At 61.4% G+C, this 26,020-nt stretch carries 20 protein-coding genes and 1 pseudogene; 7 read left to right on the top strand and 14 right to left on the bottom strand.

What is annotated here, in order from left to right:
• Positions 1–6: 6 nt before the first annotated feature.
• From HDE72_RS05565 to HDE72_RS05550, 4 genes are all read left to right on the top strand, one after another.
• On the top strand, positions 7–5,286 hold the full coding sequence (locus HDE72_RS05565; protein ID WP_183737784.1) for a DUF6765 family protein: 5,280 nt from the start codon (positions 7–9) through the stop codon (positions 5,284–5,286).
• 20 nt (positions 5,287–5,306) lie between these two features.
• A complete protein-coding gene (locus HDE72_RS05560; RefSeq protein ID WP_183737782.1) occupies positions 5,307–6,365 on the top strand; it encodes a right-handed parallel beta-helix repeat-containing protein in 1,059 nt (352 codons plus the stop codon).
• 188 nt (positions 6,366–6,553) lie between these two features.
• Positions 6,554–7,144, top strand: a complete 591-nt coding sequence (locus HDE72_RS05555; protein ID WP_183737780.1) for a hypothetical protein — start codon at positions 6,554–6,556, stop codon at positions 7,142–7,144.
• Positions 7,145–7,393: 249 nt separating this feature from the next.
• Positions 7,394–8,788, top strand: a complete 1,395-nt coding sequence (locus tag HDE72_RS05550; protein WP_183737778.1) for a GntP family permease — start codon at positions 7,394–7,396, stop codon at positions 8,786–8,788.
• Positions 8,789–8,799: 11 nt separating this feature from the next.
• Here HDE72_RS05550 and HDE72_RS05545 read toward each other — a convergent pair whose 3' ends face one another.
• From HDE72_RS05545 to HDE72_RS05530, 4 genes are all read right to left on the bottom strand, one after another.
• A complete protein-coding gene (locus tag HDE72_RS05545; RefSeq protein WP_183737776.1) occupies positions 8,800–10,197 on the bottom strand; it encodes a sodium:solute symporter family protein in 1,398 nt (465 codons plus the stop codon).
• A gap of 90 nt (positions 10,198–10,287) precedes the next feature.
• Positions 10,288–11,088 carry a 3-oxoadipate enol-lactonase gene (pcaD, locus tag HDE72_RS05540; protein ID WP_183737774.1) on the bottom strand — a complete coding sequence of 267 codons (801 nt, stop codon included), beginning with the start codon at positions 11,086–11,088 and terminating at the stop codon, positions 10,288–10,290.
• 19 nt (positions 11,089–11,107) lie between these two features.
• Entirely contained in the window at positions 11,108–11,398 is a 291-nt protein-coding gene (gene catC / locus HDE72_RS05535; RefSeq protein WP_183737772.1) for a muconolactone Delta-isomerase, read from the bottom strand.
• A gap of 11 nt (positions 11,399–11,409) precedes the next feature.
• Positions 11,410–12,519: a muconate/chloromuconate family cycloisomerase gene (locus tag HDE72_RS05530; RefSeq protein ID WP_183737770.1), complete on the bottom strand. Its 1,110-nt coding sequence runs from the start codon at positions 12,517–12,519 to the stop codon at positions 11,410–11,412.
• Positions 12,520–12,621: 102 nt separating this feature from the next.
• On the opposite strand from HDE72_RS05530, the gene HDE72_RS05525 reads away from it, so the two are divergent.
• A complete protein-coding gene (locus tag HDE72_RS05525; protein WP_183737768.1) occupies positions 12,622–13,536 on the top strand; it encodes a LysR family transcriptional regulator in 915 nt (304 codons plus the stop codon).
• Positions 13,537–13,542: 6 nt separating this feature from the next.
• Here the strand turns inward: HDE72_RS05525 and HDE72_RS05520 are convergent, their stop codons facing one another.
• Positions 13,543–13,929, bottom strand: a complete 387-nt coding sequence (locus HDE72_RS05520; RefSeq protein ID WP_183737766.1) for a hypothetical protein — start codon at positions 13,927–13,929, stop codon at positions 13,543–13,545.
• Positions 13,930–14,003: 74 nt separating this feature from the next.
• Positions 14,004–15,182 (bottom strand): YncE family protein, encoded by a 1,179-nt coding sequence (locus HDE72_RS05515; RefSeq protein ID WP_221291177.1) that lies wholly within the window; start codon positions 15,180–15,182, stop codon positions 14,004–14,006.
• Between the two features lie 149 nt (positions 15,183–15,331).
• Here HDE72_RS05515 and HDE72_RS05510 point away from each other — a divergent pair, with 149 nt between their 5' ends.
• Both HDE72_RS05510 and HDE72_RS05505 read left to right on the top strand, forming a co-directional pair.
• Complete coding sequence (locus HDE72_RS05510) at positions 15,332–15,760, top strand: cupredoxin domain-containing protein (RefSeq protein ID WP_183737764.1); 429 nt, start codon at positions 15,332–15,334, stop codon at positions 15,758–15,760.
• The gene (locus HDE72_RS05505) at positions 15,757–17,160 is read left to right on the top strand and encodes a hypothetical protein (protein WP_183737762.1); all 1,404 of its coding nucleotides are present in this window, start codon (positions 15,757–15,759) and stop codon (positions 17,158–17,160) included. The genes HDE72_RS05510 and HDE72_RS05505 overlap by 4 nt, the downstream gene beginning before the upstream one ends.
• Here HDE72_RS05505 and HDE72_RS05500 read toward each other — a convergent pair.
• The 8 genes and pseudogenes from HDE72_RS05500 to HDE72_RS05465 form a co-directional block, all read right to left on the bottom strand.
• Complete coding sequence (locus HDE72_RS05500) at positions 17,132–18,487, bottom strand: PepSY-associated TM helix domain-containing protein (protein ID WP_183737760.1); 1,356 nt, start codon at positions 18,485–18,487, stop codon at positions 17,132–17,134. The two genes, HDE72_RS05505 and HDE72_RS05500, sit on opposite strands and share 29 nt — an antisense overlap.
• A gap of 260 nt (positions 18,488–18,747) precedes the next feature.
• A pseudogene (locus HDE72_RS27695) lies at positions 18,748–18,963 on the bottom strand (DUF2946 domain-containing protein); the annotation flags it as partial.
• 25 nt (positions 18,964–18,988) lie between these two features.
• Positions 18,989–19,618, bottom strand: coding sequence for a PqiC family protein (locus tag HDE72_RS05490; RefSeq protein WP_260176526.1), 630 nt, complete (start codon positions 19,616–19,618; stop codon positions 18,989–18,991).
• Complete coding sequence (locus tag HDE72_RS05485; protein WP_221291176.1) at positions 19,615–21,249, bottom strand: PqiB family protein; 1,635 nt, start codon at positions 21,247–21,249, stop codon at positions 19,615–19,617. Before HDE72_RS05485 ends, HDE72_RS05490 begins: the two co-directional genes overlap by 4 nt.
• Entirely contained in the window at positions 21,242–22,537 is a 1,296-nt protein-coding gene (locus HDE72_RS05480; protein WP_183737758.1) for a paraquat-inducible protein A, read from the bottom strand. Before HDE72_RS05480 ends, HDE72_RS05485 begins: the two co-directional genes overlap by 8 nt.
• 119 nt (positions 22,538–22,656) lie before the next feature.
• Positions 22,657–23,997 (bottom strand): amidase, encoded by a 1,341-nt coding sequence (locus HDE72_RS05475; protein ID WP_183737756.1) that lies wholly within the window; start codon positions 23,995–23,997, stop codon positions 22,657–22,659.
• A gap of 3 nt (positions 23,998–24,000) precedes the next feature.
• Positions 24,001–24,678, bottom strand: coding sequence for a DUF2848 domain-containing protein (locus tag HDE72_RS05470; protein WP_183737754.1), 678 nt, complete (start codon positions 24,676–24,678; stop codon positions 24,001–24,003).
• A 5-nt stretch (positions 24,679–24,683) separates the two neighbouring features.
• The gene (locus tag HDE72_RS05465; RefSeq protein WP_183737752.1) at positions 24,684–26,012 is read right to left on the bottom strand and encodes an MFS transporter; all 1,329 of its coding nucleotides are present in this window, start codon (positions 26,010–26,012) and stop codon (positions 24,684–24,686) included.
• Positions 26,013–26,020 lie beyond the last annotated feature (8 nt).

The following is a 26,020-nucleotide window of genomic DNA, read 5'->3' as shown; positions in this document are numbered from 1 at the left end:
TTTTTGATGAAGAATGCACTCCAACATGAGCACGCATGGCAAGTGCGGCGCCGGCCCTGCATCCTCGCGGCAGGCCGCCTTGTGGTTTTCTGCTGCCTCATCCTGTCCGGCGCCGCCAGCGCCTGCGGCCCCGAACCGGGCGGGCCACCTGCCGCCTGTACCGGCGCGGTCGCCGGCGTCGAAGGCGGCGGCCCGGGCGCCAGCGCCGGCAATCCGATCAACGTCATCACCGGCAACAAATACCAGCGCGAAGAAGACATGCCCGCGCTGCCCGGCGTGCTGGGCCTGGAAATCGTACGCCACTACAACAGCGCCTACAGCCAACCTGGTGCGCCCAACGGCCCGATGGGGCGCGAATGGAAGCTGTCGTATGAAACGGAACTGCTCGACAAATTCGGCAAGATCCAGATTCTGCAAGCAGATGGCGTGCGCATCATCTTCGACCGCGACCCGGCCCATCCAGGCCTGTGCAGTACGGCGCTGCCGGCCAACGGGCGCATGACGCTGGCGCCACAAGCAAACGGGGCGACCGACTACACCTGGGCCTTGCCCGACGGCCGCCGCCTGCACTTCAACACAGCCGGCAAGCTCGACCGCATCACAGCCGCCAGCGGCGAAGCGCTCACCCTGCTCTATGATCCCGGTAATGTATTGATCAAGGTGACCGATCCGCAGGGCCGCAGCCTGTACCTGGGCTATCTCGGCCGGGCCAGCGCCAGGGCGAACGCGCGCTTCAATGGCGTGCAAACCATCGACAGTCCGGTCGGCAGCTATGGCTACGAATACGGCGGCGCTGCGCCTCTGGGCGCCGTGCCATTCGACACGCGCATCCTGTGGGCCAATCTGCTGCGGGTCCGCCTGCCGGCCAGCGGCGACGGTGACGCCAACCACAAGGCACAGCCGCTCGTCAGCCGCGTCTACCATCACGAAGACCCGCGCTTCCCCTGGCTGCTGACCGGCATCAGCATCGAGACCAGCGGCGCCGACGGCAAACCCGTCACCAGGCGCTACGCCACCTACGGCTACGACAATAACGGCAAGGCGAACCTCAGCACCCACGCCAACGGCGTCGGCAAGGTTACGCTCGACACCAGTGCTGGCGGCAAGACCGTGCTGACCAACAGCCTGGGCCAGCGCACCGTCTACCGCCACGCCATCGTCGGCGGCGCGCAGCGCCTGCTGGAAGTGCGCGGCGCCGGCTGCGCTACCTGCGGCGAAAGCAATGTACGTTACGACTACGACAAGCTGGGACAACTGCTGGAAACCATCACACTGAACGCCAGCGGCGAAGCGCTGAGCGCCGTCCGGCGCGAACTGGACCAGCTGGGCCGCACAAGCAGGGTTGGCAAGGTCGACTACCAGCACGGCAAACCGGGCCCGGTGCAATGGCGCTTGCGGCTGGAATACCCTGGCGACAGCCGCGCGCCTGGCCTGATCGCGCGGCCCAGCGTGGTGCCGGGCAAGGAACGGCAAACCCGCATCGTCTACAACCAGGCCGGCCAGCCGCTGAACGTCACCGAACTGGGCTGGATTCCCAGCTATGACGGCAAGCAGGCCGCGGCGCCACTCAGCCGCAACACCAGCTACCGCTACGCCACCATCAACGGCCGCAGCCTGCTGACCCGCATCGACGGCCCCCTGCCCAACGGCAAGACCAACAGCCCGCTCGACTCGGACGTCACCGTGCTCGAATACGACGGGCGCACCGATAACGGCAACGATAGCAGCGGCAAGGTCGCGGCAAGGGCAGGCACACTGGCGGGATATGATGAACGGAATCAACGCAAGGGATTACTCACCCGCATCATCGCTCCGGGCAACCTCATCACCGAAGTGCTGGAACGGGACCAGGCACTGCGGCCAAGCAAATTGCGCCTCACGAATGGCGACATGGTGAGGATTGCCAGCGTACACAGCAACTGGCGCGGCCTGCCACAAGACATTGATCTGACGGCGGGTACGATGCATCGGCAACTGCACTATGACTACGATGCCGACGGCCAACTCCAAACGGTAACGCGACCGGGCAAGCTGCGCAGCACCTTCGAATACGACCAGGCCGGGCGCGTCAGCCGCATCACCCTGCCGGATGGTAGCGGTATCGCGATTAACCATGATACGGAGGATCGCACCGCCAACGTCACGCGCTACGACGACATGCAAGCTGGTCTGGGGCAAGCGCTGTCAACGACACGTTTCGACTATGACCGCGAGGTGGACAAACCCGGCCAGCTGACGGGAATAGCCGATACCCTGGGCCAGCTCAAGAGTTACCGCTACAACGATATCGGGCAAGTCACCGCCATCGCCAATGCGCTCGGCACCACTACCGTGTTCGACCATGACGCGGAAGGGAGGCTGACCAGCCGCACCGATGCGGCCGGCAGCGCCGAGATCGCCGTGTTGCGCCTGGCTTACGACAATGCCGGCCGGGCCACCCGGCTTACCGCCGCCAACGGCGTTGATACCTTGCGCCGCTACGACGACTTCGGCCGCAAGGTATTCGAAGCGGACCCGGACCGTGGCGTCACGCTCTTCCGCTACGACCCGGCTGGCCGGCTGCTGGCGCGCATCGACGAAACATTGTCGGCCACACGCTACACCTATGACCATGCCGGAAGGTTGCTGGCCGTGGGCAAGGACCGGATAGCCAATCTGCTGCAATACCGGTATCGCGGCAGCCAGCTCGCAGGCATGATCAGCACCACCGACGGCGATCTCGCCCATGCTACAGAGCGTCTCGACTATCAGTACGACGCGATGGGCCTGTTGATACGCGAAACGCGCTGGCTCGCCGAGGTCGGCCCACACGGCGATGCTGGTACAAACACCACCACGAAAGGGCTGCTGTTTGTCACGCACCATGAATATGACGAAGCCGGCCGCCTCGTCCATCAGACGCTGCCAGACGGTCATAGCCTGCGTTATCGTTTCACTCCCGTTGACGACGCCAGGCAAGAAAAGAATGCGCACCATCGTCCCGGCCAGCTAGAAGCCATCCTGTTCGACGAACACATCGTCGTTGGCGACATCGAGTGCACCGGCACAGGAGGACTGACGGGCTACACCATGAGCAACGGCGCACGCCAGCAAATCTTGCTGGACCAGCGCGGCCGCATCGAACAACTACGCACACTCTCCGGCGCCAGTGGAGCGGAAATGGGCTGGTGGCGCCACATTGCCGCCTGGCTCTCACCCGGTGGCAGCATCAACACGCCACCGCTATACCGCCAGGTCAATCGCTATGACGAAGCTGGCAGGCTAGTCCGGATTGAGCGCCAACTGGCAGCGCCCGATGCAAGAACGCCGTCTACGCCACAGCGTGAAAACTATGTCTACGACCGGCTGGACCGGCTGACAGGCATCGTCCCCGACACGGGCGAAAACACCTCTTTCCGCTACGATCTGGCTGGTAACCGTCTCACCGAATCCGTACCCGCAGTAGTGGCACTGGCAACAGGTCGTCCGGAAGTACCGGGCCAACGCAGACTCGACCTCAATTTCAACTATGCGCGAGGCGGCAACTGGCTGCTCGCCACGACGCAGGCCAATGCCGACGGTAACGCGCCACCTTTCGTACGCGGCGTCTGGTTCTACCATCCGACCGGCCTGCCGCTGGCGCAACTACAGTGGCAAGCGAACGGCAACAACATGAGCGACATGCGCCAGCGGCGCACCGTCTACAACAGCGACAAGCGCCCCGTCGCCATTTACGACAACAGCAGGCTCATTGCCCGCTACCACTACAACAACCAGGGCGAGCGCATCGCCAAAACACTCTATCCGCCACGGCCGGCGCTGATACCGGTCTCGCTCGCCGAGGCTGCAGCACCAGGCCAGACCAGCTACACCCTGTATCGCGAGCAACGCCTGGCGGCAGAGACGGATAGCCGGGGGCATATCACCGCTCACTATATCTATCTGTACGGCAAGCCCGTGGCTAAAATCGACATGACAGAAAATACCGCCGTGATGCACAGTCTGTGGAAGAGCATCACCAGGCGCGACGAGCGTAACGCCAGCGATAGCGTAGCCCACCTTTACGCCATCGTCACCGACCACCTGGGCACGCCACAGCAAGTCCTGGATCAGCAGCAGCAGCCAGTATGGCAAGCCGTCACGGCCGCGTTTGGCCAGGCCCACGTGATACGCGCGAGTATCGCCAGCAATGGCAAACCATTCGACATGCCGCTACGCCTGCCCGGGCAAGTCCACGACGCCGTAACCGGCCTGCATTACAACTACTTGCGTGACTACGACCCCATGCTCGGACGCTACCTGACCCCTGACCCGATGGGCGCCGGTAGCGCAGGCAATCCCTATGCCTACGTATCGAACAATCCACTGACCAACATCGATCCGCTGGGGCTGTACCAAAGTGACATCCACTACTACATGACCTTCTTCCTGGCGGTGGCTGCCGGCGTCAATCCAGAAGAGGCTCGGCTCATCGCCTTGGCAACGCAGTTTATCGACGACAATCCAGACACCAGGCCGCTCAATCTGTCCAGCGGCCTGAGCGATGCACACCGGGCACGCCTCCTGAGCTACCACTTCACCATGGTGCCTTCGAGCATCGATGAAGAGACCGGCCTGGTAATGGGTGGCGTCACCAGCTATGGGGCGCCGCCAGCCAATTTTTCCTACGGCAACCTTCCGGAAAGTCCTCAGTTACTACACTTGAACGCGGCGATCACAGTGGCTGGTTACGTACATGACCTGAGCAATATACGCTGCACGCAACTGCAATTTTTCGGCGAATATCTGCATGCTTTCGAAGACACTTTTTCACACCGCGACTCGAATGATATGCCATTCGCACTCCGCGTCGGACTCGGCCATGGCAATTACGGCAGCAATCCTGACTACACTTACAACCACAGATCGTGGCCGCCAGGAAATGGGCATTTCAACTGGAACAGCAACGAAGACCGTACGCTGGAGGCAGAGAGGGAAGTGTTCGCAAAACTCGCGGCGTGGGGAGACTCCAGCAAGGCAGCAAGTTTCGATGGAATAGAAGAGACCTTAAGAACTTTCAACGCTATCCATGAGAGTGAGGCAAGCGGAAACACAACTGAAGAGCATCAAACAGGCTATCCGAACAAAATCAGGCTGCTTCAAGCAGCCCTTCAGACGCATGGTTACACAAACATCGACATTACTCAAAAAGGGAAACAATCATTTAACACTAGAAGTGCCTCTGACAATAGGACGGAATACTTGCATGACAAGTACGGTACCGCTTTGGACCAGAAACTATATAGAGGTACGATCCTTCCTAGATAATTTTCAAAGAAAGAAAAACAATGAACACACTATTTTTTTCTTGTCTTTCGATGCTATGGTTGATATTAGACTGCGCGCAAGCGCAGCCATGCTTTCATGTTACGCTCCCAGAAGGAGCCAAGGAATTCAGGGAACCAGCTAAGCTCTCGTTTGTCTTTCCCCAACGCAGTCCCATACCCCCAGGATTTAGTATCTTTCACAACGGAGAAAATCTCGCCTTAAGTGGTCCGGCTTGCTTCTTGTTGGAACTGGATATAGTGCGCCATGTAGGTCTATTAGGAAAGTTTCTGGGAGAACCGGGCGGCTCAGGCTCACTTGTGGAGTTAGAGGGTAGCGACATTACATTGGACTTGAAGGGCCACGCACTGCGCTCGAATCGGGCTAGTACAGCTATCGGTGCAGGTGTATGGGGGATTTTACAAAAGCCAAAAAATCGTCATTACTCATTTAAAAATGGCACTATTGATGTAGGTGGTATCGGCATATCTATGACGGGATGGCAATATAGTGGGGAGAGTCATAATTATCGCCCTGGTCCTCATCAAGTAAATATGGCAATTGACTGGTACGGCCCCAACTTCCGGGAGTTCGGCGACACCAATATCCTGCTGGAGAATCTCACCATCAAAAGCGGTGGTTTGGCTGCCTATCTGATCGGCCGCAACAACATCATCCGTCACTGCCACATCGAAGTCGAAGGTCATGAAGCCATCGCGCTGTTCGGCGCAAACAATCAGTTGATCGACAATGACATCGTCATCAAACGCTCAAGGCCCAGGCCTTCCGAACCATACCAACCACCGGCTCGTTTAAATATCGGTTCCTACTATTCAGAATACGCTGCCATCTGGATACGCGATGCACCGGGTTTAATCATTCGTGGCAACAAAATCACCATCGAAGGACTGTTCAATGCCAAGGAAGCGATTCTGCTGATTAACAGCCCGAACGTTGTCATTGAAAATAACGAAGTAAGCGGTGCCGACAGGCTTTATACGGCGCTAGACGAGCAATCCTCAGCCCATGCCCGCGACAATCGCAAGCGCTTCGGCAAGTGGCCGGACAGCGAGTCACACTAACGATTATGGCCATCGGACCGAGCCATTGCCCCCATTATTCCGCCGCGGCGCTATCGCCAACCGGTGGTGCTGATTGACGCATCAACAGATCCCATAACAACGCGCATGGCTGGCGCAAATGATTTCAGACATCGCACCCTGCACGCGTGCAGCAGGATTAACAATCTCGATATCGGATGGGACGAACCATGAGCAAGTACAAGCTTTTAGCCTCCATACTGGCCGCCATCGCGCTATGCATCGCCTGTACAACATTACGACCAGCGGATGGGCCGGGCATGGTCGCGACATTCAGCAACGGGATCAAAGGAAAAAAAGTCGATGTGCTGCACGCCAGGACGGCGAACGGCGCGCCTTTTCCAGTTCCGGGTTCCGTGAGCCCTGACAAGAATCCCATGACAGGAGGGAAGACCATGGGCGCAGCACCCGATGGCCGAGAATTACCCGAATGGGTGGAGTTCGAGTGGAAAGTGTGGCCCTATCCATACCCGCCCATGCCATCCGATCCCGTAGCCCTGCAAACATGGAGTGAGGGCGTGCACGCCATGTCACGCTCGTTGCCGATTCAAACAGCACGCGTCGCCGTCAAATCGCGCGTACCGCAAGAGGTAGTCAACGAGGTGCTGGCGTCAAACAGAAACAGAGCGCCGAGGGCATTGCCGGACAAGCTGCTGTGGGTTTATTTCATCTGGTACGAAAGCGGCATCAAATTTCGCTGGAGCCTGGAACAGGGCTGCTGCAAGGTGCTGCGAGCTGGCGGCGACGACGTCGGACCATGACAGATTTCGCTGCTTCAGGCGGCAACTGACTGCCCGATATGCAGCCCGCTGCAAAATAAACTTTGCGCACGCTTGATCCCGGTGATTGAAACGCACTTCCCCCTATGCTTTAATGACAACACCTTGGATGTGACTCAGTGTATACGCGTTGTGCCCGGGACACAGAGGCCGTCGCCTGGCATCCTCTGCCCCTGGCCCTCTCCATCTGTCCACCCCCATTTCACTTCCATACAGCGAGGGCTCCGTCGCATGTCTTTCCTGATCGTACTTGCCGCATTGGCTTTCCTCATGCTGGCCGCTTACCGTGGCTACAGCGTGATCCTGTTTGCTCCGGTCGCCGCGCTGGGCGCCGTTTTATTGACCGATCCGTCCGCCGTACCGGCCGTGTTCAGCGGTATCTTCATGGAAAAGATGGTGGGTTTTATCAAGCTGTATTTCCCCGTCTTTCTGCTCGGTGCGGTATTCGGCAAGCTGATTGAACTGTCCGGCTTTTCGCAAGCCATCGTGGTGGCGGCCATTCGCTATATCGGCCGTTCGCGCGCCAATGCCGTGATCGTTGCCGTGTGCGGCGCGCTGACGTATGGCGGCGTGTCGCTGTTCGTGGTGGTGTTTGCCGTCTATCCGTTTGCAGCCGAGCTTTATCGGCAAAGCAATATCCCCAAGCGCTTGATGCCGGGCGCTATCGCTTTGGGCGCGTTCTCGTTCACCATGGATACGCTGCCGGGCACGCCGCAAATCCAGAACATCATCCCCACCACCTTTTTCAACACGACCGGATGGGCCGCGCCCTGGCTGGGCACGATAGGCGCCATATTGACGGTGGTGTTCGGCCTGGCTTTCCTGGAGTGGCGCAGACGCTCTGTGATGGCGACCGGCGAGGGCTATGGCGCCGAAGCCGAACAGGTGAAAACCGACGCCAGCAACCTGCCCCATCCGCTGCTGTCAGTCGCGCCTTTGATACTGGTCGGCGTGGCCAACTTTGCGCTGACCCGATTGATACCCCACTGGTACGGCGCCAGCCACGTGCTGGGCACCGATGAACTACCGGGGCTGCATGCACCCGTGACAACCACCATCGCTTCCGTGACAGGCATCTGGGCCGTGGAAGGCGCCTTGCTGCTGGGTATCTTGCTGGTGTGTCTGACCGCCTTTGGCCGCATCCGCAGCGCCTTTGCCGAAGGCACCAAGGTAGCCGTGGGCGGTGCGCTGCTGGCGGCCATGAATACGGCGTCGGAATACGGTTTTGGTGGCGTGATCGCCGCGCTGCCCGGTTTTCTCGCCGTCAGCAACACCTTGCGCAGCGTGCCCGATCCGCTCGTCAACGCAGCCGTCTCGGTGACCACGCTGGCCGGCATTACCGGTTCGGCCTCGGGCGGCATGAGCATCGCACTGGCCGCCATGTCCGACAGTTTTATCGCGGCCGCTAATCAAGCCCATATTCCGCTGGAAGTGATGCACCGCATTGTGGCCATGGCCAGCGGCGGCATGGATACCCTGCCCCACAACGGCGCCGTGATCACCCTGCTGGCCGTCACGGGCCTGACGCACCGCCAGTCCTACCGCGACATTTTCGGCATCACCATCATCAAGACGGTGATCGTGTTTATCATCATCGGCGTGTACTACATGACAGGACTGGTCTGAGGTCTAGCTTTTTAACGGCGGCTACCAGCAATGGCAGCTGCCTGCCTGTCCTTGAAAAGATGGCTGATACCCATCGTCAGCAACGGACCGGCCAGCGCCAGGTAAGAGCTGTCGACGCCATACGGATTACCGGCCAGGAACCAGCCGATGGTGGCGATCACGGAAACGATCACGCCAACAAAGGCGCCGCGCGGCGTGCCGAATTTCGGCGCATAAAACGCCATCAGTACCAGCACGGCCAGGGTGGCGCGCAGGGCCTTGCCAAGGAAGGCGATCATCAGCAGTTTTTCCGCATACAGCGCCAGCACCAGCGGCAGCAGGCCGGCCACCACGATGGCGATGCGTAAAAAGGCCAGCGACTTGGCATCGCTCTTCGCCTTGTTCAGCCACGGATCATAAAAGTCCTTCATGGCCAGGGTGGCCGACGCCAGGGTGGTCGCAGAGATGCCGCCAAACAGCGCGCCGGCCAGGCCCACCACCATCACGCTGGCCGAAAAGGCCGGCATGTGGGCGATCAGGGTCGGGAAGGCGTCGATCGATTTCATGCCCGGATACAGCACCGCGCTGCACATGCCGATCAGCGCTGCCATCAGGCCGAACGGTATCATCAATGAAGACACGTAATAGCAGGCGCGCTTGGCCACGGCCGGATTGTCGGTGCTGACCAGCGCCTGGATCACGTACTGCGTGGCGAAGATGGAGCCGATGCCGCCTATCATCCAGGCGATGATCTGGCCCCAGCCGATTTCGACCCAGTTGAACATCGTGGCCGGCAATTGCGCCTGCAGCGCACCGATGCCGCCTGTCGCTTCCAGTGCATAGGCCAGCGCCAGGATCACGCCCAGGTATTTGACGATGGAATGGGCAAAATTGGTGTAGACGACCGAGCGCATGCCGCCCAGGCTCACATAAATCACGGTGGTGGCGCCCACCAGCAGGATCGCCACCGTTTTATTGATATGCAGGACGGCCGCCAGCACCGCGCCACCGCTCGCATACAGCGCCACGGCGACGATGCCCAGCGCAACGATGGTCAACACCGAGGCGGCATAGCGTACCGGCTCGCCATAGGTTTGCGCCAGGATGCCGGAAATGGTCGACTGCCCGCTTTCCTTGTATTTTTTAACGAGCACAATCGCCAGCAGCAAAAAGCCCAGCGACAGCGCCACCAGATTCCATGCGGCGGAAATACCGAGTTCATAGCCTTTCTGGGCCGTGCCGATGCTGACGGAACTGCCGATGAATTCGGACAGCAGCAGGGCACCGATCAGGTAGGCGGGAAAATTGCGGCCGCCTGCCGTCATGCCTTCGCTGCTGTTGGCATGCTTGCGCACGCTGTAGGTAATGTAAGACATGATGGCGAAATAGCCCACCATGACCGCTGCGATAATGATTAATCTGGTTTCCATCTGTCTCTACTCCAAGTCTGGTTTTATTATTTTTATTTTTAAAAAAGTGGCTCCCGCCATATGTCGGGGGATGCCGGCACAAGCTCAAATCTAATCCAGCAAAAACTCCCGCAGCAGTGCCGTAAAGGCTTGCGGCGCCTCGATATTCGACAGGTGCGAGGCCGGCACAGTGGCCAGGCGCGCAGTGCCAATCTGCTGCTGCAGCCAGCGGCCGTCAACGATGGTCGTTACAGGATCGGTTTCACCAGCGATGATCAGGGTCGGCGCCGTGATCTGCGCTGCGGTGGTCCGCAAGTCCGCCTGCGCCAGCGCCTCGCAGCATGCTGCGTAAGCATAGGCATCCTGGGTACGCAAGCTGTGCACCATGCGCGCCACCGCAGCGTCTTCGCGGCGCATGAATTCAGGGCTGAACCAGCGTCCGGCAGCGCCATCGGCCACCACATCCATGCCAGCTTCGCGCACCTGCTGCGCGCGCGCCAGCCAGGCCTCGCTGCTGCCGATGCGGGCGGCTGTATTGGCCAGCACCAGTTGCGTAAAGCGCTGCGGATGCCCGCTGCCCAGCCACTGGCCCGTCAGGCCGCCCATGGAAATGCCGCAAAAGGCAGCCTGCGCGATTTCAAGGTGATCGAGCAGCGCGATCACGTCGCGGCCCAGGTCTGCGATGAAGAATGGCGCACCGCCACTGGTGGAGCGGCCATGTCCCCGCGTATCGTAGCGCACGATGTAAAACGCCGAAGCCAGTTCGGCCACCTGCGCATCCCACATGTGCAGGTCCGTCCCCAGGGAATTCGACAGCACCAGGCATGGGCGCGTGCGCGTGCCATCGGCGCGGTAATGCAGGCGCGTGGCCTCTCCGGCGACGCCCTGGCTCAGGTCCAGATAGTGATGCATGCTGTTCTCCATGAGCTGTTCAGAAATCGCCATCGCGCACGGACGATGGGTGGCGGCACAGGGCCATCACTTCGATCTGCATATAGGGAAATAGCGGCAAGGAAGTGAGCAAGGCATGCAATTCATCCACGCTGGCCACGTCGAACACACTGATGTTCGCGTACTGCCCGGCGATGCGCCACAGGTGGCGCCATTTGCCTTCCTGCTGCAGGCGCTGGGACAGTTCTTTTTCCGTGCGCTTCAATTGTGCCGATTGCTCCGCCGGCATGGTCAAGGGCAGGTTCACGTTCATACGTACATGGAATAACATGGTTCTCTCCTTTATTGACGCTGCATGGAACGCAGCTTATCGGTATCGATGTCCACGCCCAGGCCAGGGCCGGTCGGCACTTGCAGCATAAAGTCGCGGTACACCAGCGGCTCGCGCAAGACTTCCTGCGTCAGCAGCAAAGGACCGAACAATTCGGTGCCCCAGGCCAGTTCGGCAAAGGTGGAACACAGGTGGGCGGTAGCGGCGGTACCGACGCCGCCTTCAAGCATGGTGCCGCCGTACAGGCCGATGCCGGCCAGGCGCGCCACCGTCGCCACTTCCAGCGCGGGCATCAAGCCGCCCGACTGCGTGATCTTGACGGCGTACACGTCGGCGCAATCGCCGCGCGCCAGCGCCAGCGCATCGTCGGGACCATGCAGCGCTTCATCGGCCATGATGGCGACGTCGAAACGCTGCGTCAGGCGCGCCAGCGCGGCGCGGTTGCTGGCCTTGACCGGTTGTTCGATCAAGTCCACGCCACCGGCTTCCAGCGCGGCGATGCCGCGCACCGCGTCCATCTCGCTCCAGGCCTGGTTCACATCGACGCGCACGCTGGCGCGCTCGCCCAGCGCGCGCTTGATCTCCAGCACATGGGCCACATCGTCCATCACTTCGCGCAAGCCGATCTTCAGCTTGAAGATGCGGTGGCGGCGCAGGTCCAGCATTTTTTCCGCTTCGGCGATATCGCGCTGCGTGTCGCCGCTGGCCAAGGTCCACGCCACCGGCAGCGCATCGCGCACCCTCCCGCCCAGCAATTCCGACAGCGGCACGTTCAAACGGCGCGCCTGCGCGTCGAGCAGCGCGGTTTCAATCGCACACTTGGCGAAGCGGTTGCCCTGGATGACCTTGCGCACCTTGGCCATCGCCCTGGCGACCTGGCTCGCTTCCATGCCAACCAGCAGCGGCGCGATATGGGTGTCGATATTGGTCTTGATGCTTTCCGGGCTTTCCTCGCCGTAGCTCAAGCCGCCGATGGTGGTCGCTTCGCCCCAGCCGACGATGCCATCGGCGCACTGCAGCTGCACCAGCACCAGGGTCTGGGTATGCATGGTGGCGACAGACAGCTTGTGCGGGCGGATGGTAGGCACATCGACAAGGTAAGTCACGATATGTTGAATCATATTTATTCCGTATAATTTCAGGCAGTGATGCCAAGATATTCCCGGAACAGGCTGGCGTCCAACACCAAGTTGGTATGAAACCTATACCTGAAAGGTATGAAGATGGAATTGCGGCATTTGCGCTACTTCGTGGCGGTGGCGGAAGAAAGGAACTTCACGCGGGCCGCCGAACGCCTGCATATCGCGCAGCCGCCGCTCAGCCGGCAGATGCAGCAACTGGAAGAAATGCTGGGCGTAGCGCTGATTGAAAAGGGCTCGCGGCCCTTGCGGCTCACGGAAGCGGGCACGTTTTTCCTGGCCCATGCGCGCCCGCTGCTGGCCCAGGTGCAGGACCTCAAGGCCATGACGCAGCGTGTAGGCAAGCTGGAACGCACCCTGGCGATCGGCTTCGTCGCCTCGACCCTGTATGGGGACCTGCCCGACATCGTGCACCGCTATTGCGAACGCCATCCCGAAGTCAATGTCACCTTGCACGAGATGACGACGATAGAACAGATCAAGGCGCTCAAGGAGGGACACATCGACGTCGGCTTCGGGCGATTGAAAAGCGAAGACCCCAGCATCCGCCGCATCGTGCTGCGCGAAGAGCGGCTGGTAGTCGCCCTGCCGCCAGGACACCGGCTAGCCGAGGGCAAGGATGGCTTGCGCCTGACAGACCTGATCCATGAAACCCTGCTGGTCTATCCGAAGGCGCCACGCCCCAGTTTTGCCGACCAGGTACTGGCCATGTTCAGCGAAGGCAATGTCACGCCCGGTCCCGTCGTTGAAGTGCGCGAACTGCAGATTTCCATGGGGCTGGTGGCGGCCGGCCAGGGCATTTCCATCGTGCCCGAAAGCGTGCAAGCCATGCATCACCGTAACGTCGCCTACCGCAAGCTCGACGACAAGCATGCGTTTTCACCTATCCTGTTCAGCGTGCGCCATATGGACCATACACCGGAACTGGAAAACCTCCTCACCGCCGTGTACGAGATCTACGATGAACTGGGGATCGCCCACATCAAAGAAAATTTGTAGCAGCGGCTATAGCTTGGCGTCGGCCAGCAGTTCCGGCCGCAGCGCGCGGATGCGCAATTCCGTGAAATAGCCGCCGGCCTCGTTATAGCGCAGGTAGTGGCGGCCGCAGTTCAGGCAGCGCGACACCTGGCTCAGATTGGCGGGAAAATAGCGCGGCGCGATGGGCGCGTCGGCACTGTCGTAGCGCGTGCCGTTCGGGTGGTATTCGGCGAAGCTCGGCTCTTCATACGGATCTTCGCGCAAGGTGCCCACTTCTTCGAAACGGTCCAACTCCAGCGAGGTGGGCAGCCGCTGCCAGGCGTCCAGCGGCACCCTGCAGCAGCTGCACGCTTGCGTCGCGCGGGCCGATACGGCGGCCAATTCAGATAAAGCGGCAAAATCGATAAATAACATGGGCAAGCCGGTCAAGAAAGCGGCCCATGGCAGCAAGCCGGGCCGTACCCGCCCATTCTAGCGTCAACCGCCACTCAGTGCCCCATGAAGTCATTCCATTTCGGCAGCAGCACGATGCTGTTCGGATTGAGCCCCTTGTTTTTCAGGGTATCCACGCTGCCCACCACCGCCTCTTTTTTAAGGTCGATCACGGTGATGGAACCATCGCTCATGCCCGGCAAATTGAGCAGCGCATTCTGCACGAAACCATAGCGGCCATCCCTGGTGAAAGCCACGTGATGTGCGCCTTCGGCAGCAGGAATCGACTTCAGCAAACTGGGCTTGCCGATGCCAGCCGTCAGATCAAAGATATGCAGATGTCCGGGCTTGGCCGTGGTCAGATACAGCCTGGTGGCGCCTTTGTTGAAATACAGTTCCAGCGGCACGCCCGCCTTTTGTTCGGCAAAGTCATGCACCTGGGCCGTCTCGAAATCCTTGATTTTCGGATTCCAGGTGGCCGTCCACACGGTGCCGCCATACATGTTGGCGATATAGGCGACGGGCGGATTACTGCCCGGGACGAACAGCACTTCCACCGGCGCTTCGCCTGAAGGCGACGGTTTTTTCGACAGCTTGTGGGTACCGAGCACCTTGCCCGTGCTGGTCTCCACCACGCTGATCACCTCGCCCGCGTCACCCAGGTCGCTGGGCCGGATGGTACTCGTGAGCAGGGTCCGGTCAATGCCGTCATGGACGGCCAGGCCATGCGGATAAGGCGCCGGCAATTTGATGGTGCGCACGGGTTTTTCATGCACGGCGTCGCCTTCCAGCATGGCTTGCGATCCCATGCAGCTCAGATACCAGCGCTTGTGGTCATCCGAAAAAACGATGTCCTCGCCCACCTGGCAAGTCGGCACCTCGATCACCTTGATGGGCAAGTCCTTGTGGTGCATGTCCATCACGCGCAGCTGCGCCTTGCCCAGCGCCGTGATATAGGCCTTGCTCATGTCGTGGTTATAAAAAATGTGGTGCGCCACCAGATCCGGCGGCAGCGGAATGTCGCGCATGATCTTGCCGAAATTTTTCGATTCGGGGTCGACATCGATGATGGCGATGCCCTCCTTGCGCGAGGGTGGCGCGACGGGGCTTTTCAATGACTTCAACGATTCCGGCGACTTGCTTTCGTAATTGACCATGGCCAGGATTTCAGCCGACACGGGCAAAACAGCATAGCAGGCTAGCGCCAACGCCAGCATCTTTTTCTGATGATTCATCGTCTCCTCCGCCTTTCTCTGATGGGATAGGAAACCTCGGACAAACAAGGTTTGCGGCCTGGCCGCACCAGTCATTCTACGGTGGCACTTTTCAAGCTGGCGTTTTTTTCAAGATGGCCAATGAGGGAAATATTTCATAGAATTTAAGAATGAAAAAAATCCTCACACCCCAGTCAGCAGCCGGCGTCAGCCTGGCTTTTTTTCTTGCCTGCCTCGCCCCGCAAAGCCAGTCGCAGAGCGCTTCCCCGGCCACATCACAGGCTGTGGAACGGCAGGTGGCGCTGGCGATCGTGCAGCGCAAAATCGCCGCAAAACCACCCACCATCAGGGTCAGGCAACATGAAAAAATCAGCCTGGCCTGGACTAGCGACGAGATAGTCAATATCCACCTGCATGGCTATGACCAGCTCCTGATCGTGAAGCCGGGCGAAACTGTCTCCATGCGTATCGACGCCAGCGTGCCCGGACGTTTTCCTGTTTCCGCACACGGCTACGGCGCCGCGGCAGAGGACAAGGGAAAACAGCACAAACATCAGCACATGGCGCCGCTGATGTACCTGGAAGTACTGCCACAATGATGGCCCGCGCCCTGCTGGCGGCCAGCTTGATCGCCATGCCGTGCGCCGCCCGCGCGCACGGCTTCGGCCAGCGCTACGATTTACCGCTGCCGCTGTGGCTATACATGACAGGTGCGGGCCTGACGGTGGCGCTATCGTTTGGCTTCCTGGCGCTATGGCGGCGCGATGCCGCATCGCCGCCATGCCAGGACGACTATGCCCGTCTTGTCCTGCACCGCATTCCCGGCGCGCGCGCCATCGCCGCCATCCTGCGCCTGCTGGTGCTGGCCCTGTACATCCTGGTGATCGTGGCGGGACTCGTCGGTGTACAAAACCCGGTGAAAAATATTGCGCCGGCCATGGTATGGGCCATCTGGTGGGTCGGCATGGCCTATGTGTCAGCGCTGGTGGGCGACCTGTGGGCGCTGCTCAATCCTCTCGATACCGTGGCACGCATGGCACAGCGCCTTTTTCCGCACTGGCGCGCCCCCTTGCCCTGGCCGGCATGGCTCGATAGCTGGCCAGCTACGGTGCTGTTTTTCTGCTTCATCTGGATGGAACTGAACTGGGAAGGCAGCGAGCAGCCGGCCAGCCTGGCACTGGCCATGCTGCTGTATTCGGCCCTGACGTGGACCGGCATGGCGCTGTTTGGACGCACCGTCTGGCTAGGCCACGCGGAAGTGTTCAACGTCGTCTTCGGCCTGCTGGCGCGCTTCGCGCCCAATACCATCCGCGCTGGCGCCTGGCATGTGCGCCCCTACGCGGCAGGCTTGCTGACGCGGCAGCCCGTGCGGCCCGCTGGCCTGCTTCTGGTGATACTGATGCTTGCCTCGGTCAGCTTCGACGGCATGATGGAAACGCAGGCGTGGTACGACATCGTCGACGCCGTGCTTGCCGTCTCGCCGGGCGCGCTCGGCTGGATCACCACGGCCGCCCTGCTGCTGGTGCCCGCGCTGTTCCTGCTGGTTTTCCTGCTTTTTTGCGCGCTGATCACGCGCTGCGGCGCCAGCACCAGCCTGCCTGCGCTGCCGCTGGGGCGCGTGGCCGGCCACTTCGTGCTGACACTGGTGCCCATCGCGATCGCCTACCACTTCGCCCACTACCTCTCTTTTCTGGCGATGGCGGGCCAGTACCTGATACCGCTGGCGTCCGATCCACTGGGCCTGGACTGGGATTTATTCGGCACCAGGCTGTACTTCATCCGCCTCGGCCTGGTCGATGCCAAGGCCGTGTGGTACGTATCGCTGTTCGCCATCGTCGCAGGCCATGTGGCGGCCGTCTGGCTGGCCCATGTGTGCGCGCTACGCCTATTCGGCAGCCGCAGCGCAGCCCTGCGCAGCCAGTACCCGATGCTGGCACTGATGATCGCCTATACCCTGCTCAGCTTGTGGATCATCGCGCAACCGATTGTCGGCGGCTAGCCTGCGCCAGGCATAGCTCCAGCAACGCCAGCACGGCGCCAGAGATTAATAGCAAGGGCATCAGCGCGCACATGGCGGCCGCCACCAGCCAGGCCAGCGGCGAAGGCGAAGTCCAGGCGCCGGGCAGCAATTTGGGCAAGCCCAAAGTGCCTGGCGCGCGCCGCTTGAAGAACATGATCCAGCCCGATACCAGCGAGAACAGCACGCTGGCGCCAAATACAAACAGCAAGGCCTGGTTCCACCAGCCGAATTCACCGCGATGAAAGGGAATGCCGATGGCTGTCGCCTTGCCGAACGCCGTCTGCTCATCCCATCCCGCGTAATACAGGGGCTTGCCGCTGTAGGCGTCAAACTGCAGGTCGAAGCGTTTCAAAGGCTGACTGCGGTCAGCCATGGTAACGCGCCAGACATCTTGCTGGCTGGCCGGCGCTGTCAATTGCAGCGCGATGGCCGGGGCATTGCTGCGCGCCGCCTGCCAGGCGCCCTGCCAGTCCAGCGGCCCGCCATGCACGTCCTCGCGCGAATGCAGGCTGCGCGGCACTGGCGGATTAGCCTGGCCACTGATGTCGCGCAAGCTGCGGATACGCCCGCCCGCCTGCTGGCTCCAGGTCAGTCCCGTCGCCAGAATCACGAAGCTGACCAGGCCCAGCGCCACGCCCAAAAAGGCATGCCACTGGCGCCAGCCATTGCGGCCTGTTGCCCCCTTCTTCGGCAAGCCAGATTGCACGCCGCGCGGCCACCACAGGATCACGCCCGTCACCAGCATCACCATCAGCCAGCTGGCCGCCAGCTCGATCATCCAGCGCCAGCCATCGGTCTGCAGCAGCCGCGAATGCAGCTTCCTGGCCCAGTTATTGAAACGCTGGCTGCTGGCCAGGGTGCCCAGCACAATGCCGTCATACGGATTCACATACACGACGACGGCTTGCGCCGGCGCCACGAAAGCCGGCTTGGCGACTGGCGGTTTCATGCCCGGCATATTGTGGCCCGCATGTTCATCGACTTGCACGCCGGGCGGCGCAAATGTCACCTGCACCGAATCAATTGCTTGAAACGGCGGCACCACGTTCTGTACCACCCAGCCCTTGGGCGCGGCTTGTTCAGAAGCCGCCACGGCGGCGTCCAGCGACAGCATCGCACCGTGCGGCGTTACGTGATCGAGATGGCCATAAAGCACAGTCTCGATCTGCGGCGTGAAGACATACAGCATGCCCGTCAGGGCGGCCAGCAAGGCAAACGGTGTGGCGATCAAGGCTGCCCAGAAATGGATGCGCCAGTACAGGCTTTTGCGGCGCGCCAGGCGCCGGGATTGAATATTGTCGGTCATGTGGTTCTCGTTTAAATTAGCGGGCGCAGCACCTCACGCCAAGAGGCGGGAAGCGCAAGCGCAAAAAAGCTGAAACTGAATTTAAACGAGACCAGGCGGGGCGCGCGACTGCGCCGTAGACCAGACAAACAAGGGGCTGTGGGACTGGTAATACAGGGCCGGCTGCATGGCCAGGCCGACATCGACAGGCAGCGGCAGCACGGGCTGGTGGGCGGCAAGCCCACGGAACCGGCATGCATGGAACAGAAGGCGCAATGCTCCATCTGCATGGCCTTGCCGTCCGGCTGGCCAACACCGGATTTATCCCCGTCGACCTTGACGAAGCGGATGCCGGCCATCGAGCAGATTTCTACCCAGCCGGAGCTGGACTCCTGCTTGGCATGGGCAACGGCCTGGGAAATCGACGGCGCAAGCGCGGCCAGCAAGATCGCAAAACAGGCGATCCAGGCGGCAAACCTGCGTGTGATTGATGTCATTCCCATGACCGTATTTTAGCATTTGCTAGCCTGCTTGAATGGCCGGGCAGCCGCTATTGCCGCTATTGCCGCTATTGCCGCTATTGAAACCACGCACCACGGCGGACATCTCGGTGGCGATTTTCTGCACGGCGCGGCGATGACCCAGCACCAGCTCATCATAGCCGCCGCCGACTTTTTCATTGGCCACCGTGCGGCACGTCACTACCTTGTTGTTTGAGAGCTGGCGCACGCTCCACACGGCGTCGATCAGCGCATACTGGCCCATCACGGACTCGAAACGCTGCACGTTGGTGCTGATGCGGTAGACGGGCAGCTTCTCTGGATACGGCGTGCGGAACACGTCGATCGCGCCCAGTTCATTGGTCACTGCCGTCGACAGCGACTGGCCGATTTCACCGGCCAGCGGTCCTGCCCAGCGCTGCTGCTCCAGCAGCTCGATGCGGCCCGATGGGGCCGTCACCACGAACTGGTTGCGGTTGACCTGCTGCGGCACGCTGACGGCCAGCACTTCCACGTAATACTGCACCGGTTTCTCGGAGACAGCGGCGCCGCCGCTGAGGGTATAAAAATACTCGGGCTGCGGCGTGGAGCAGGCGCCCAGCAGCACCGCCAGGCTGGCGGCGGCCATTAGCTTGAACATGGGCTTGATCATTTTTCATCTCCTTTTTTGCCACGGATCAGCGATTCCGGATGGCGTTCCAGGTAATCGGACAGCGCGTTCAGCGATTGCAAGGTCTGCGTCAGCTGCTGCAAGGCCTGGCGCACATCGGACTGCAGCGGCGAATCCTTTTGCAGTACCTGTTCGGCCGTACCGAAGGTCTGTTTCGCGGCTTTTAATGTATCGCGCACTTCCGGCACCACCTGGCCATCGAGCTGCTTGAACAGGGCATTACCTTGCTTGAACAGCGCGTCGGCCTGCTTGATGGTCGCATTCAGGTTATTGCCGATCTCGTCAAACGGCACCTGGTCCAGCTTCCTGGCGATGCTGGCGATCTGCGTCTGCAATTCGTCCAGGGTGTTGGGCACGGTCGGCACTTCCATCGGATACTTGTTCACGTCCAGCTCCACCTTGGGCGCTTTCGGGAAGAAGTCGAGCGCGATATACAGCTGGCTGGTGAGCAGGTTACCGGTGCGCAGCTGGGCGCGCAAGCCACGGCTGACCATGCGCTCCAACAGCTGGTGGCCGGCCGATCCATCGGGCTGGCCCACGGCCGCCTTGAAACGCATGCCCAGGCGCGCCGGGTACAGATTGACCGTCACCGGCATGCGGAAATTCTTTTTCACGGGATCGAACTCGATGCCCACCGAGCGCACTTCGCCTAGCACGATGCCGCGGAAATCAACGGTGGCGCCAGGCTGCAGTCCGCGCAGCGACTGGTCGAAATAAAACACGCTGGTGATCGCCTCGCCATCGGGTTCGCGCATGGCGCTCGCTTCGTCGGCCGCCAGGCGGTAAATGGTGCCGGCCGGCGCCGGCTCCTGCGGTTTGCGGCCATTTTCCGCTTCAAACGCGATGCCGCCTACCAGCATTGCCGCCAGCGATTGCGTATTCAATTTAAAGCCGTTCGAATCGAGGCGCACATCGACGCCGCTGGCATGCCACCAGCGCGCATCCTTGCCGACAAACTGGTCATACGGTGCATTGACGAAGACCGACATGGTGATGCCATTGCCGTCCTTGTCCAGCGCAAAGCTGACCACCTTGCCCACGCGCAGGCGGTGGAAGAACAGCGGTGAGCCCACATCGATGGAACCGAGGCTGTCTGCATGCAGGGTAAACAGCTTGCCCTTCTGGTCGCCAGCGATGGCAGGCGCCGTTTCCAGTCCAACGAAACTGTCTTTCTTCGCTTCCGACTTGCCCGTATCGACGCCGATGTAAGCGCCCGACAACAAGGTGCCCAGGCCCGTCACGCCGCTGGCGCCGATTTGCGGACGCACTACCCAGAAGCGCGAATCTGCAGTGGCGAAGCGGCGCGCATCCTTGCTCATGTCGATGGTCACCAGCACCTTGCTCAAATCGTCGCCCAGGCTGATGGCGCGCACCTGGCCGATATCCACGTCCTTGTACTTGACCTTGGTCTTGCCCGGCTCCAGTCCTTCGGCGCTCTTGAAGCTCACTGTGACCGTCGGCCCCTGGTCGATAATGGACTTCGTCACCAGGGCTGCACCGATCAGCGCGGCCAGCAAGGGAATCAGCCATACCAGCGATGGCAGCCAGCGGCTGGCCTTGTCCACATCGGGTTCGGCCACCACGCTTGTGCTTTCAGTTTCTTTTTCAGACATGCTGCTCTCCAATCGCCAGTTTATTTTTTTCTGCATCGCTGCGCGCCTTGTCGTCGACCGGGTCCCAGATCAGGCGCGGATCGAACTGCATCGAGGCCAGCATGGTCAGCACCACCACCGCACCAAACGCCAGCGCGCCAGGGCCGGCCGTGATCACGGCCAGCGACTTGAAGCGCACCAGGGCCACCGTCAGGGTGACCACAAAGATATCGAGCATGGACCAGCGGCCGATGAATTCGACCATGCGGTACAACACCGTGCGCTGGCGCGGCCGCCAGCGCGAACGCCGCTGCGCCGTCCAGGCCAGCAAAGCCAGGGTGCCCAGTTTCAGCACGGGCACGACCACGCTGGCGATGAAGATGATGATGGCCAGTCCCTTCGAGCCGCTATTCCAGAACAGCGCCACGCCGCTCATGATGGTGTCGTCCTGCGCGCCGAACAGCGACTGCGTCACCATCACGGGCAGCAGGTTGGCGGGGATGTACAGGATGGCGGCGGCGATCAGCAAGGCCCAGGTGCGGCTGATGCTATTCGGTTTGCGCGTGTGCAGCGGCGTGCCGCAGCGCGCGCATTCCAGGTGATGGCCCTTGCCCACGGGCGGCGCCACCAGCCCGCAAGCGTGGCAAGGCAGCACGCGGGCGCCAGGCGCAAGCGGCTTGTAGCGGATACCGGGCAAGGACTCCCGCACCAGGTCGTCACCCACATTCCACAGGGTTTTCGGATCGAACGAGACGACGATGGCCAGCATCACGGTCAGCGCGCCGAATGCGAACAGCCCCGGTTGCGGCACCACGGTGGCCAGGCTGGTCATCTTGACGACAGTGATCAGGATGCCGATCATCAGCACTTCCGTCATGCCCCATTCACGCGCCGTCTGCACGGCACGCAGCACGCGGTTAAAGCCGGGCACCCTGATCTTCATGCGCAAGCCCAGCGCCACGTACAGCAGGGAGCCCAGCTCGATGGCGGGAAACAGCATGGTAAACAGGAAGACCATGGTCGCCACCACCTGCATCTGCTCTGACCACAGCACGCGGATCGAGCCCAGCAAGGTGGCGCTGGAAGTGAGGCCATTGATGTCGAGTTCGACGATGGGAAAAAACTGGGCAATCAGGAAAACAAAGGCGGCGCCCAGAGTCAGGGCCACCACCTTGTTCAAGTCGGCGGAACTGCCACGGTACAGTACCGAACGGCAGCGGACGCAGCGCGCTTTTTCGCGCGGGCGCAGCGGGCGTTTGCAGTACAACACGCCGCAGTCATGACAGCTGATCAGGTCATATCGGTGCACAGTAGGGAGTGGGCCGCTTAATAAGTGTCAAGTTGATAAGTGTTTGATCTACCTCAAGATCGCCTATCATACGACAAACCGGCCCGATTACTGCACAGCAGCATTATTTGTTAGCTGTTTTAGTTCGCGCTTAACAATGCCTCCACCGCGCGGCCCAGCCGCAGGATATATTCATCCTGGCCGCCCAGGCCACAAATCCCTAGTCCCACGGGCAGTTCGCCGTCCGCCTGGCAAGGCAGGGACAATGCGCAGCCATCGAGGAAATTGATCACACTGGTATTGCGCAGCACCAGGCCATTCGTGGCGAAAAACGTCGCATCATCGTGTTCCAGGGGCGCCAGTTTGGGCGCCACGATGGCCACGCTGGGCATCAGCCAGGCATCGTAGGGAGCAAGACGGGTGCGCGCCACGGTCATCAGGCGGCGGCGCGCATCGAGCAGGTCGATGTAATCGGCGGCGCCCTGCTGCTGGCCACGGCGGATGCGGGCCGCCACGCGCTGGTCATATTGCGCGCCCTTTTCATCGAGCAGCGCGCGGTGCCAGTGCCAGGCTTCGGCGGCCACCAACCCTCCGCCGCCATTGATGGTGGGCAGCTCCAGCAGTTCCGGAAAATCGAATTCTTCCACCAGCGCGCCCGCTGCGCGCAGCTTGTCCAGCGCGCCATCAAACGCCTGCTGCACCTGGGCGTCCACGTTGGCGCCCACATAGTCACGCGTAAAGCCGAAGCGCAATCCTTTCAGCGCCGGTGCATCCAGGGGAATATCCTGGCCCGACAGCGCCGCATGCAAGATGGCGCAGCAATCGACGCTGTGCGCAATGGGGCCAGCCGAATCGAGCGAGCGCGATAGCGGCACGGCGCCGGTGAGCGGCACGCTCGACGCCGTCGGCTTGAAGCCCGTCAAACCGCAAAATGCAGCAGGGATGCGGATCGAGCCGCCCGTATCCGTGCCCAAGGCGCCGGCCGCCATCTGCAGCGCCACCGTGACGGCGCCGCCCGAGGTGGAACCGCCGGCGATGCGGCTGCGGTCGTGCGGATAAACGGGCGTGCCGTAATGCGGGTTCAAGCCCAGGCCGGAAAACGCGAATTCGCTCATATTCGTGCGGCCCAGCAGGATGGCGCCCGCTGCGCGCAAACGGGCCACGGCGGTGGCGTCTGTGCTGGCGGGCGCTGCGTCGGCCAGCGCCAGCGAAGCGGCGCTGCTGACCTGGCCCTGCACGTCGAACAGATCCTTGATGGAGATCGGAATGCCGGCCAAGGGCGAAGCGACGATACCAGCCGCGCGCGCCGCATCGCTGGCGCGCGCCTCGGCCAGCGCCTGCTCGCCATCGAGGCTGACATAGGCCACGCCGCCCTGGGCGCGATGGGCTTCGGCCCGCGCCAGCATGCGCTGCGTCAGTTCCACGCTGCTGATGCGGCCGGCAGCCAGGTCGGCCGCCAGTTCACGAATGGTTTTGTTCATTGCTTATCCTTCCACGGGCAGGGTTTGCACCGCATAACGATGCTGCAATCGGCGCTGCAAGACTGGATCATACAGTTCCAGTTCGAATGCGTCGCCATGGCCCATTTCGCCGATGATGGGCTGGGTGCCGCAAAACATGGCGCTACCGACCGGCAAGCTGGCCTGGCCCGTGTAACGCAGTATCAAGTCTTCCGGCGCCAGCATGCGCGTCACTGGCCCTTCCTGGTACAGGGCCGGTACGCCATCGCGCTCGCGCCAGGAACGCATCTGCAGCTGGTCCCAGTGGCTGGCCACGTCGCTGTAGCGCCACAGGGTATCGCTGACCGGCTTGCCGCACATCTGCTTCGATACCGTCACGCCATAGCTTTCCACCTTGCGGTCCGTATGGTCGGAACCGATGCCCACCAGCAGACCGAACTCGGTGGAAAACAGCACGAATTCCGCCTCGCCCGACGAATCGGCGCCCGGCACTTCGATGGCGCCGTCGCTGGACAACAGTGCTGCCGAGACGCGGTAAAACGTGGGCACGCTTTTCGGCCGCGCCACGCCGATCGCTTCCAGTTCGGCGATATGGTGTTCAACCATGGCCATGTCGCGGCCCGTCCAGCCGGCGATGATCAGATTGTCGATATTGAAGGTGACGGCGCCATGGCCCGTCAGTTGAAAATTTAAGGTCGTCATATTTTTTACTCTTCCAATGGGCCGCGGCCCGTTTCGCGTGCCGCAAACACCGAGATTGCTGTGATCAGCAAAGCCGCCGCCACGTACAGCGAGACGGCCATGGTGCTGGCATATGAGCGGTACAGGCTGGCGATCACCAGCGGGGCAAAGCCGCCGCCGATCACGCCGGCCAGGGTGTAGGCCAGCGAGGAACCCGCATAGCGCACCTTGGTGGGAAATTGTTCAATCACGAAGGCAGCCTGCGGGCCATACATGATGGCGTGGATGATCAGGCCGACGACCACGGCGGCGATGATGGCGGCCGGGCTGGCCGTGTCCAGCAACGTGAAAAACACGAAGGCCCAGATCAAGCCCAGCACGGCGCCCAGCGCATACACGGGGCGGCGGCCTATCTTGTCCGACAAGGCGCCAAACAGGGGCACGCTCAGTGCGTTGCAGGCCGTGCCGAGCATGATGGCGGTCAGCGCCAGGGTCGACGACAGATGCAGCACCGTCGTCACATAGGTCAGGGTAAACACCACCACCAGCGCATACAGCACGTCCGAGCCGATACGCACGCCACCGGCGATCAGCAGGCGGCGCCAGTAGATGCGCAGCACGTCGCCGATCGGCGCTTCCGCCTTGGCATCCTTCTTGTCGAGCTCCTGGAACAGCGGGGTTTCCTCGATGCCGCTGCGTATCCACATGCCAAAAGCTACCAGCAGCAGGCTGGCGACAAACGGAATGCGCCAGCCCCAGTCCATGAAGGCCTCATGCGGCAGGAAGTAAGTGATCAAACCGATGCAGCCGGTCGCCAGCAAGGTGCCGAACGAGGGTCCCACCTGCGTCCACGAGGCGTTGCGTCCGCGCTTGTCGGCTGCCCCATGTTCGACTGAAATGAGCACCGCACCGGCCCACTCGCCACCGAGCGCGATACCTTGCACGAAGCGCAGCGCCACCAGCAGGACCGGGCTCCAGATGCCGGCCGTTGCATACGTAGGCAAAAGTCCCATCAAACCTGTCGTCACGCCCATCAGCATCAGGGTCACGACCAGCACCCAGCGGCGCCCCAGCTTGTCGCCCAGGTGGCCAAAGATCACGCCGCCGATCGGACGCGAGATATAGCCGACCGCATACGTGGAAAACGCCAGGATGGTGCCCGTCAGCGGGTCGAAGGAAGGGAAGAACAGATGGTTGAAGATCAGCGCAGCCATGGTGTTGTAGACCGTGAAGTCATACCATTCCAGGGTCGTGCCAACCATGCTGGCCGTGGCCAGGCGGCCTGTTTTCGGCTTGCCGGCTGGCGCCGCCGTGCCGTCATGCGCGGGAATGTGCGCGGAAGTGTAGCTGCTCATATGCGGTC

The organism is Janthinobacterium saanense, assembly GCF_014200675.1.
GTDB lineage: Bacteria > Pseudomonadota > Gammaproteobacteria > Burkholderiales > Burkholderiaceae_D > Janthinobacterium.
This window is presented reverse-complemented; position numbering and strand designations above follow the sequence as displayed.

Coding starts and splice junctions, on each gene's coding strand:
- HDE72_RS05565 (WP_183737784.1), top strand. CDS start 7: ATGAAGAATGCACTCCAACATGAGCACGCATGGCAAGTGCGGCGCCGG.
- HDE72_RS05560 (WP_183737782.1), top strand. CDS start 5,307: ATGAACACACTATTTTTTTCTTGTCTTTCGATGCTATGGTTGATATTA.
- HDE72_RS05555 (WP_183737780.1), top strand. CDS start 6,554: ATGAGCAAGTACAAGCTTTTAGCCTCCATACTGGCCGCCATCGCGCTA.
- HDE72_RS05550 (WP_183737778.1), top strand. CDS start 7,394: ATGTCTTTCCTGATCGTACTTGCCGCATTGGCTTTCCTCATGCTGGCC.
- HDE72_RS05545 (WP_183737776.1), bottom strand. CDS start 10,197: ATGGAAACCAGATTAATCATTATCGCAGCGGTCATGGTGGGCTATTTC.
- pcaD (WP_183737774.1), bottom strand. CDS start 11,088: ATGCATCACTATCTGGACCTGAGCCAGGGCGTCGCCGGAGAGGCCACG.
- catC (WP_183737772.1), bottom strand. CDS start 11,398: ATGTTATTCCATGTACGTATGAACGTGAACCTGCCCTTGACCATGCCG.
- HDE72_RS05530 (WP_183737770.1), bottom strand. CDS start 12,519: ATGATTCAACATATCGTGACTTACCTTGTCGATGTGCCTACCATCCGC.
- HDE72_RS05525 (WP_183737768.1), top strand. CDS start 12,622: ATGGAATTGCGGCATTTGCGCTACTTCGTGGCGGTGGCGGAAGAAAGG.
- HDE72_RS05520 (WP_183737766.1), bottom strand. CDS start 13,929: ATGTTATTTATCGATTTTGCCGCTTTATCTGAATTGGCCGCCGTATCG.
- HDE72_RS05515 (WP_221291177.1), bottom strand. CDS start 15,182: ATGAATCATCAGAAAAAGATGCTGGCGTTGGCGCTAGCCTGCTATGCT.
- HDE72_RS05510 (WP_183737764.1), top strand. CDS start 15,332: ATGAAAAAAATCCTCACACCCCAGTCAGCAGCCGGCGTCAGCCTGGCT.
- HDE72_RS05505 (WP_183737762.1), top strand. CDS start 15,757: ATGATGGCCCGCGCCCTGCTGGCGGCCAGCTTGATCGCCATGCCGTGC.
- HDE72_RS05500 (WP_183737760.1), bottom strand. CDS start 18,487: ATGACCGACAATATTCAATCCCGGCGCCTGGCGCGCCGCAAAAGCCTG.
- HDE72_RS05490 (WP_260176526.1), bottom strand. CDS start 19,618: ATGATCAAGCCCATGTTCAAGCTAATGGCCGCCGCCAGCCTGGCGGTG.
- HDE72_RS05485 (WP_221291176.1), bottom strand. CDS start 21,249: ATGTCTGAAAAAGAAACTGAAAGCACAAGCGTGGTGGCCGAACCCGAT.
- HDE72_RS05475 (WP_183737756.1), bottom strand. CDS start 23,997: ATGAACAAAACCATTCGTGAACTGGCGGCCGACCTGGCTGCCGGCCGC.
- HDE72_RS05470 (WP_183737754.1), bottom strand. CDS start 24,678: ATGACGACCTTAAATTTTCAACTGACGGGCCATGGCGCCGTCACCTTC.
- HDE72_RS05465 (WP_183737752.1), bottom strand. CDS start 26,012: ATGAGCAGCTACACTTCCGCGCACATTCCCGCGCATGACGGCACGGCG.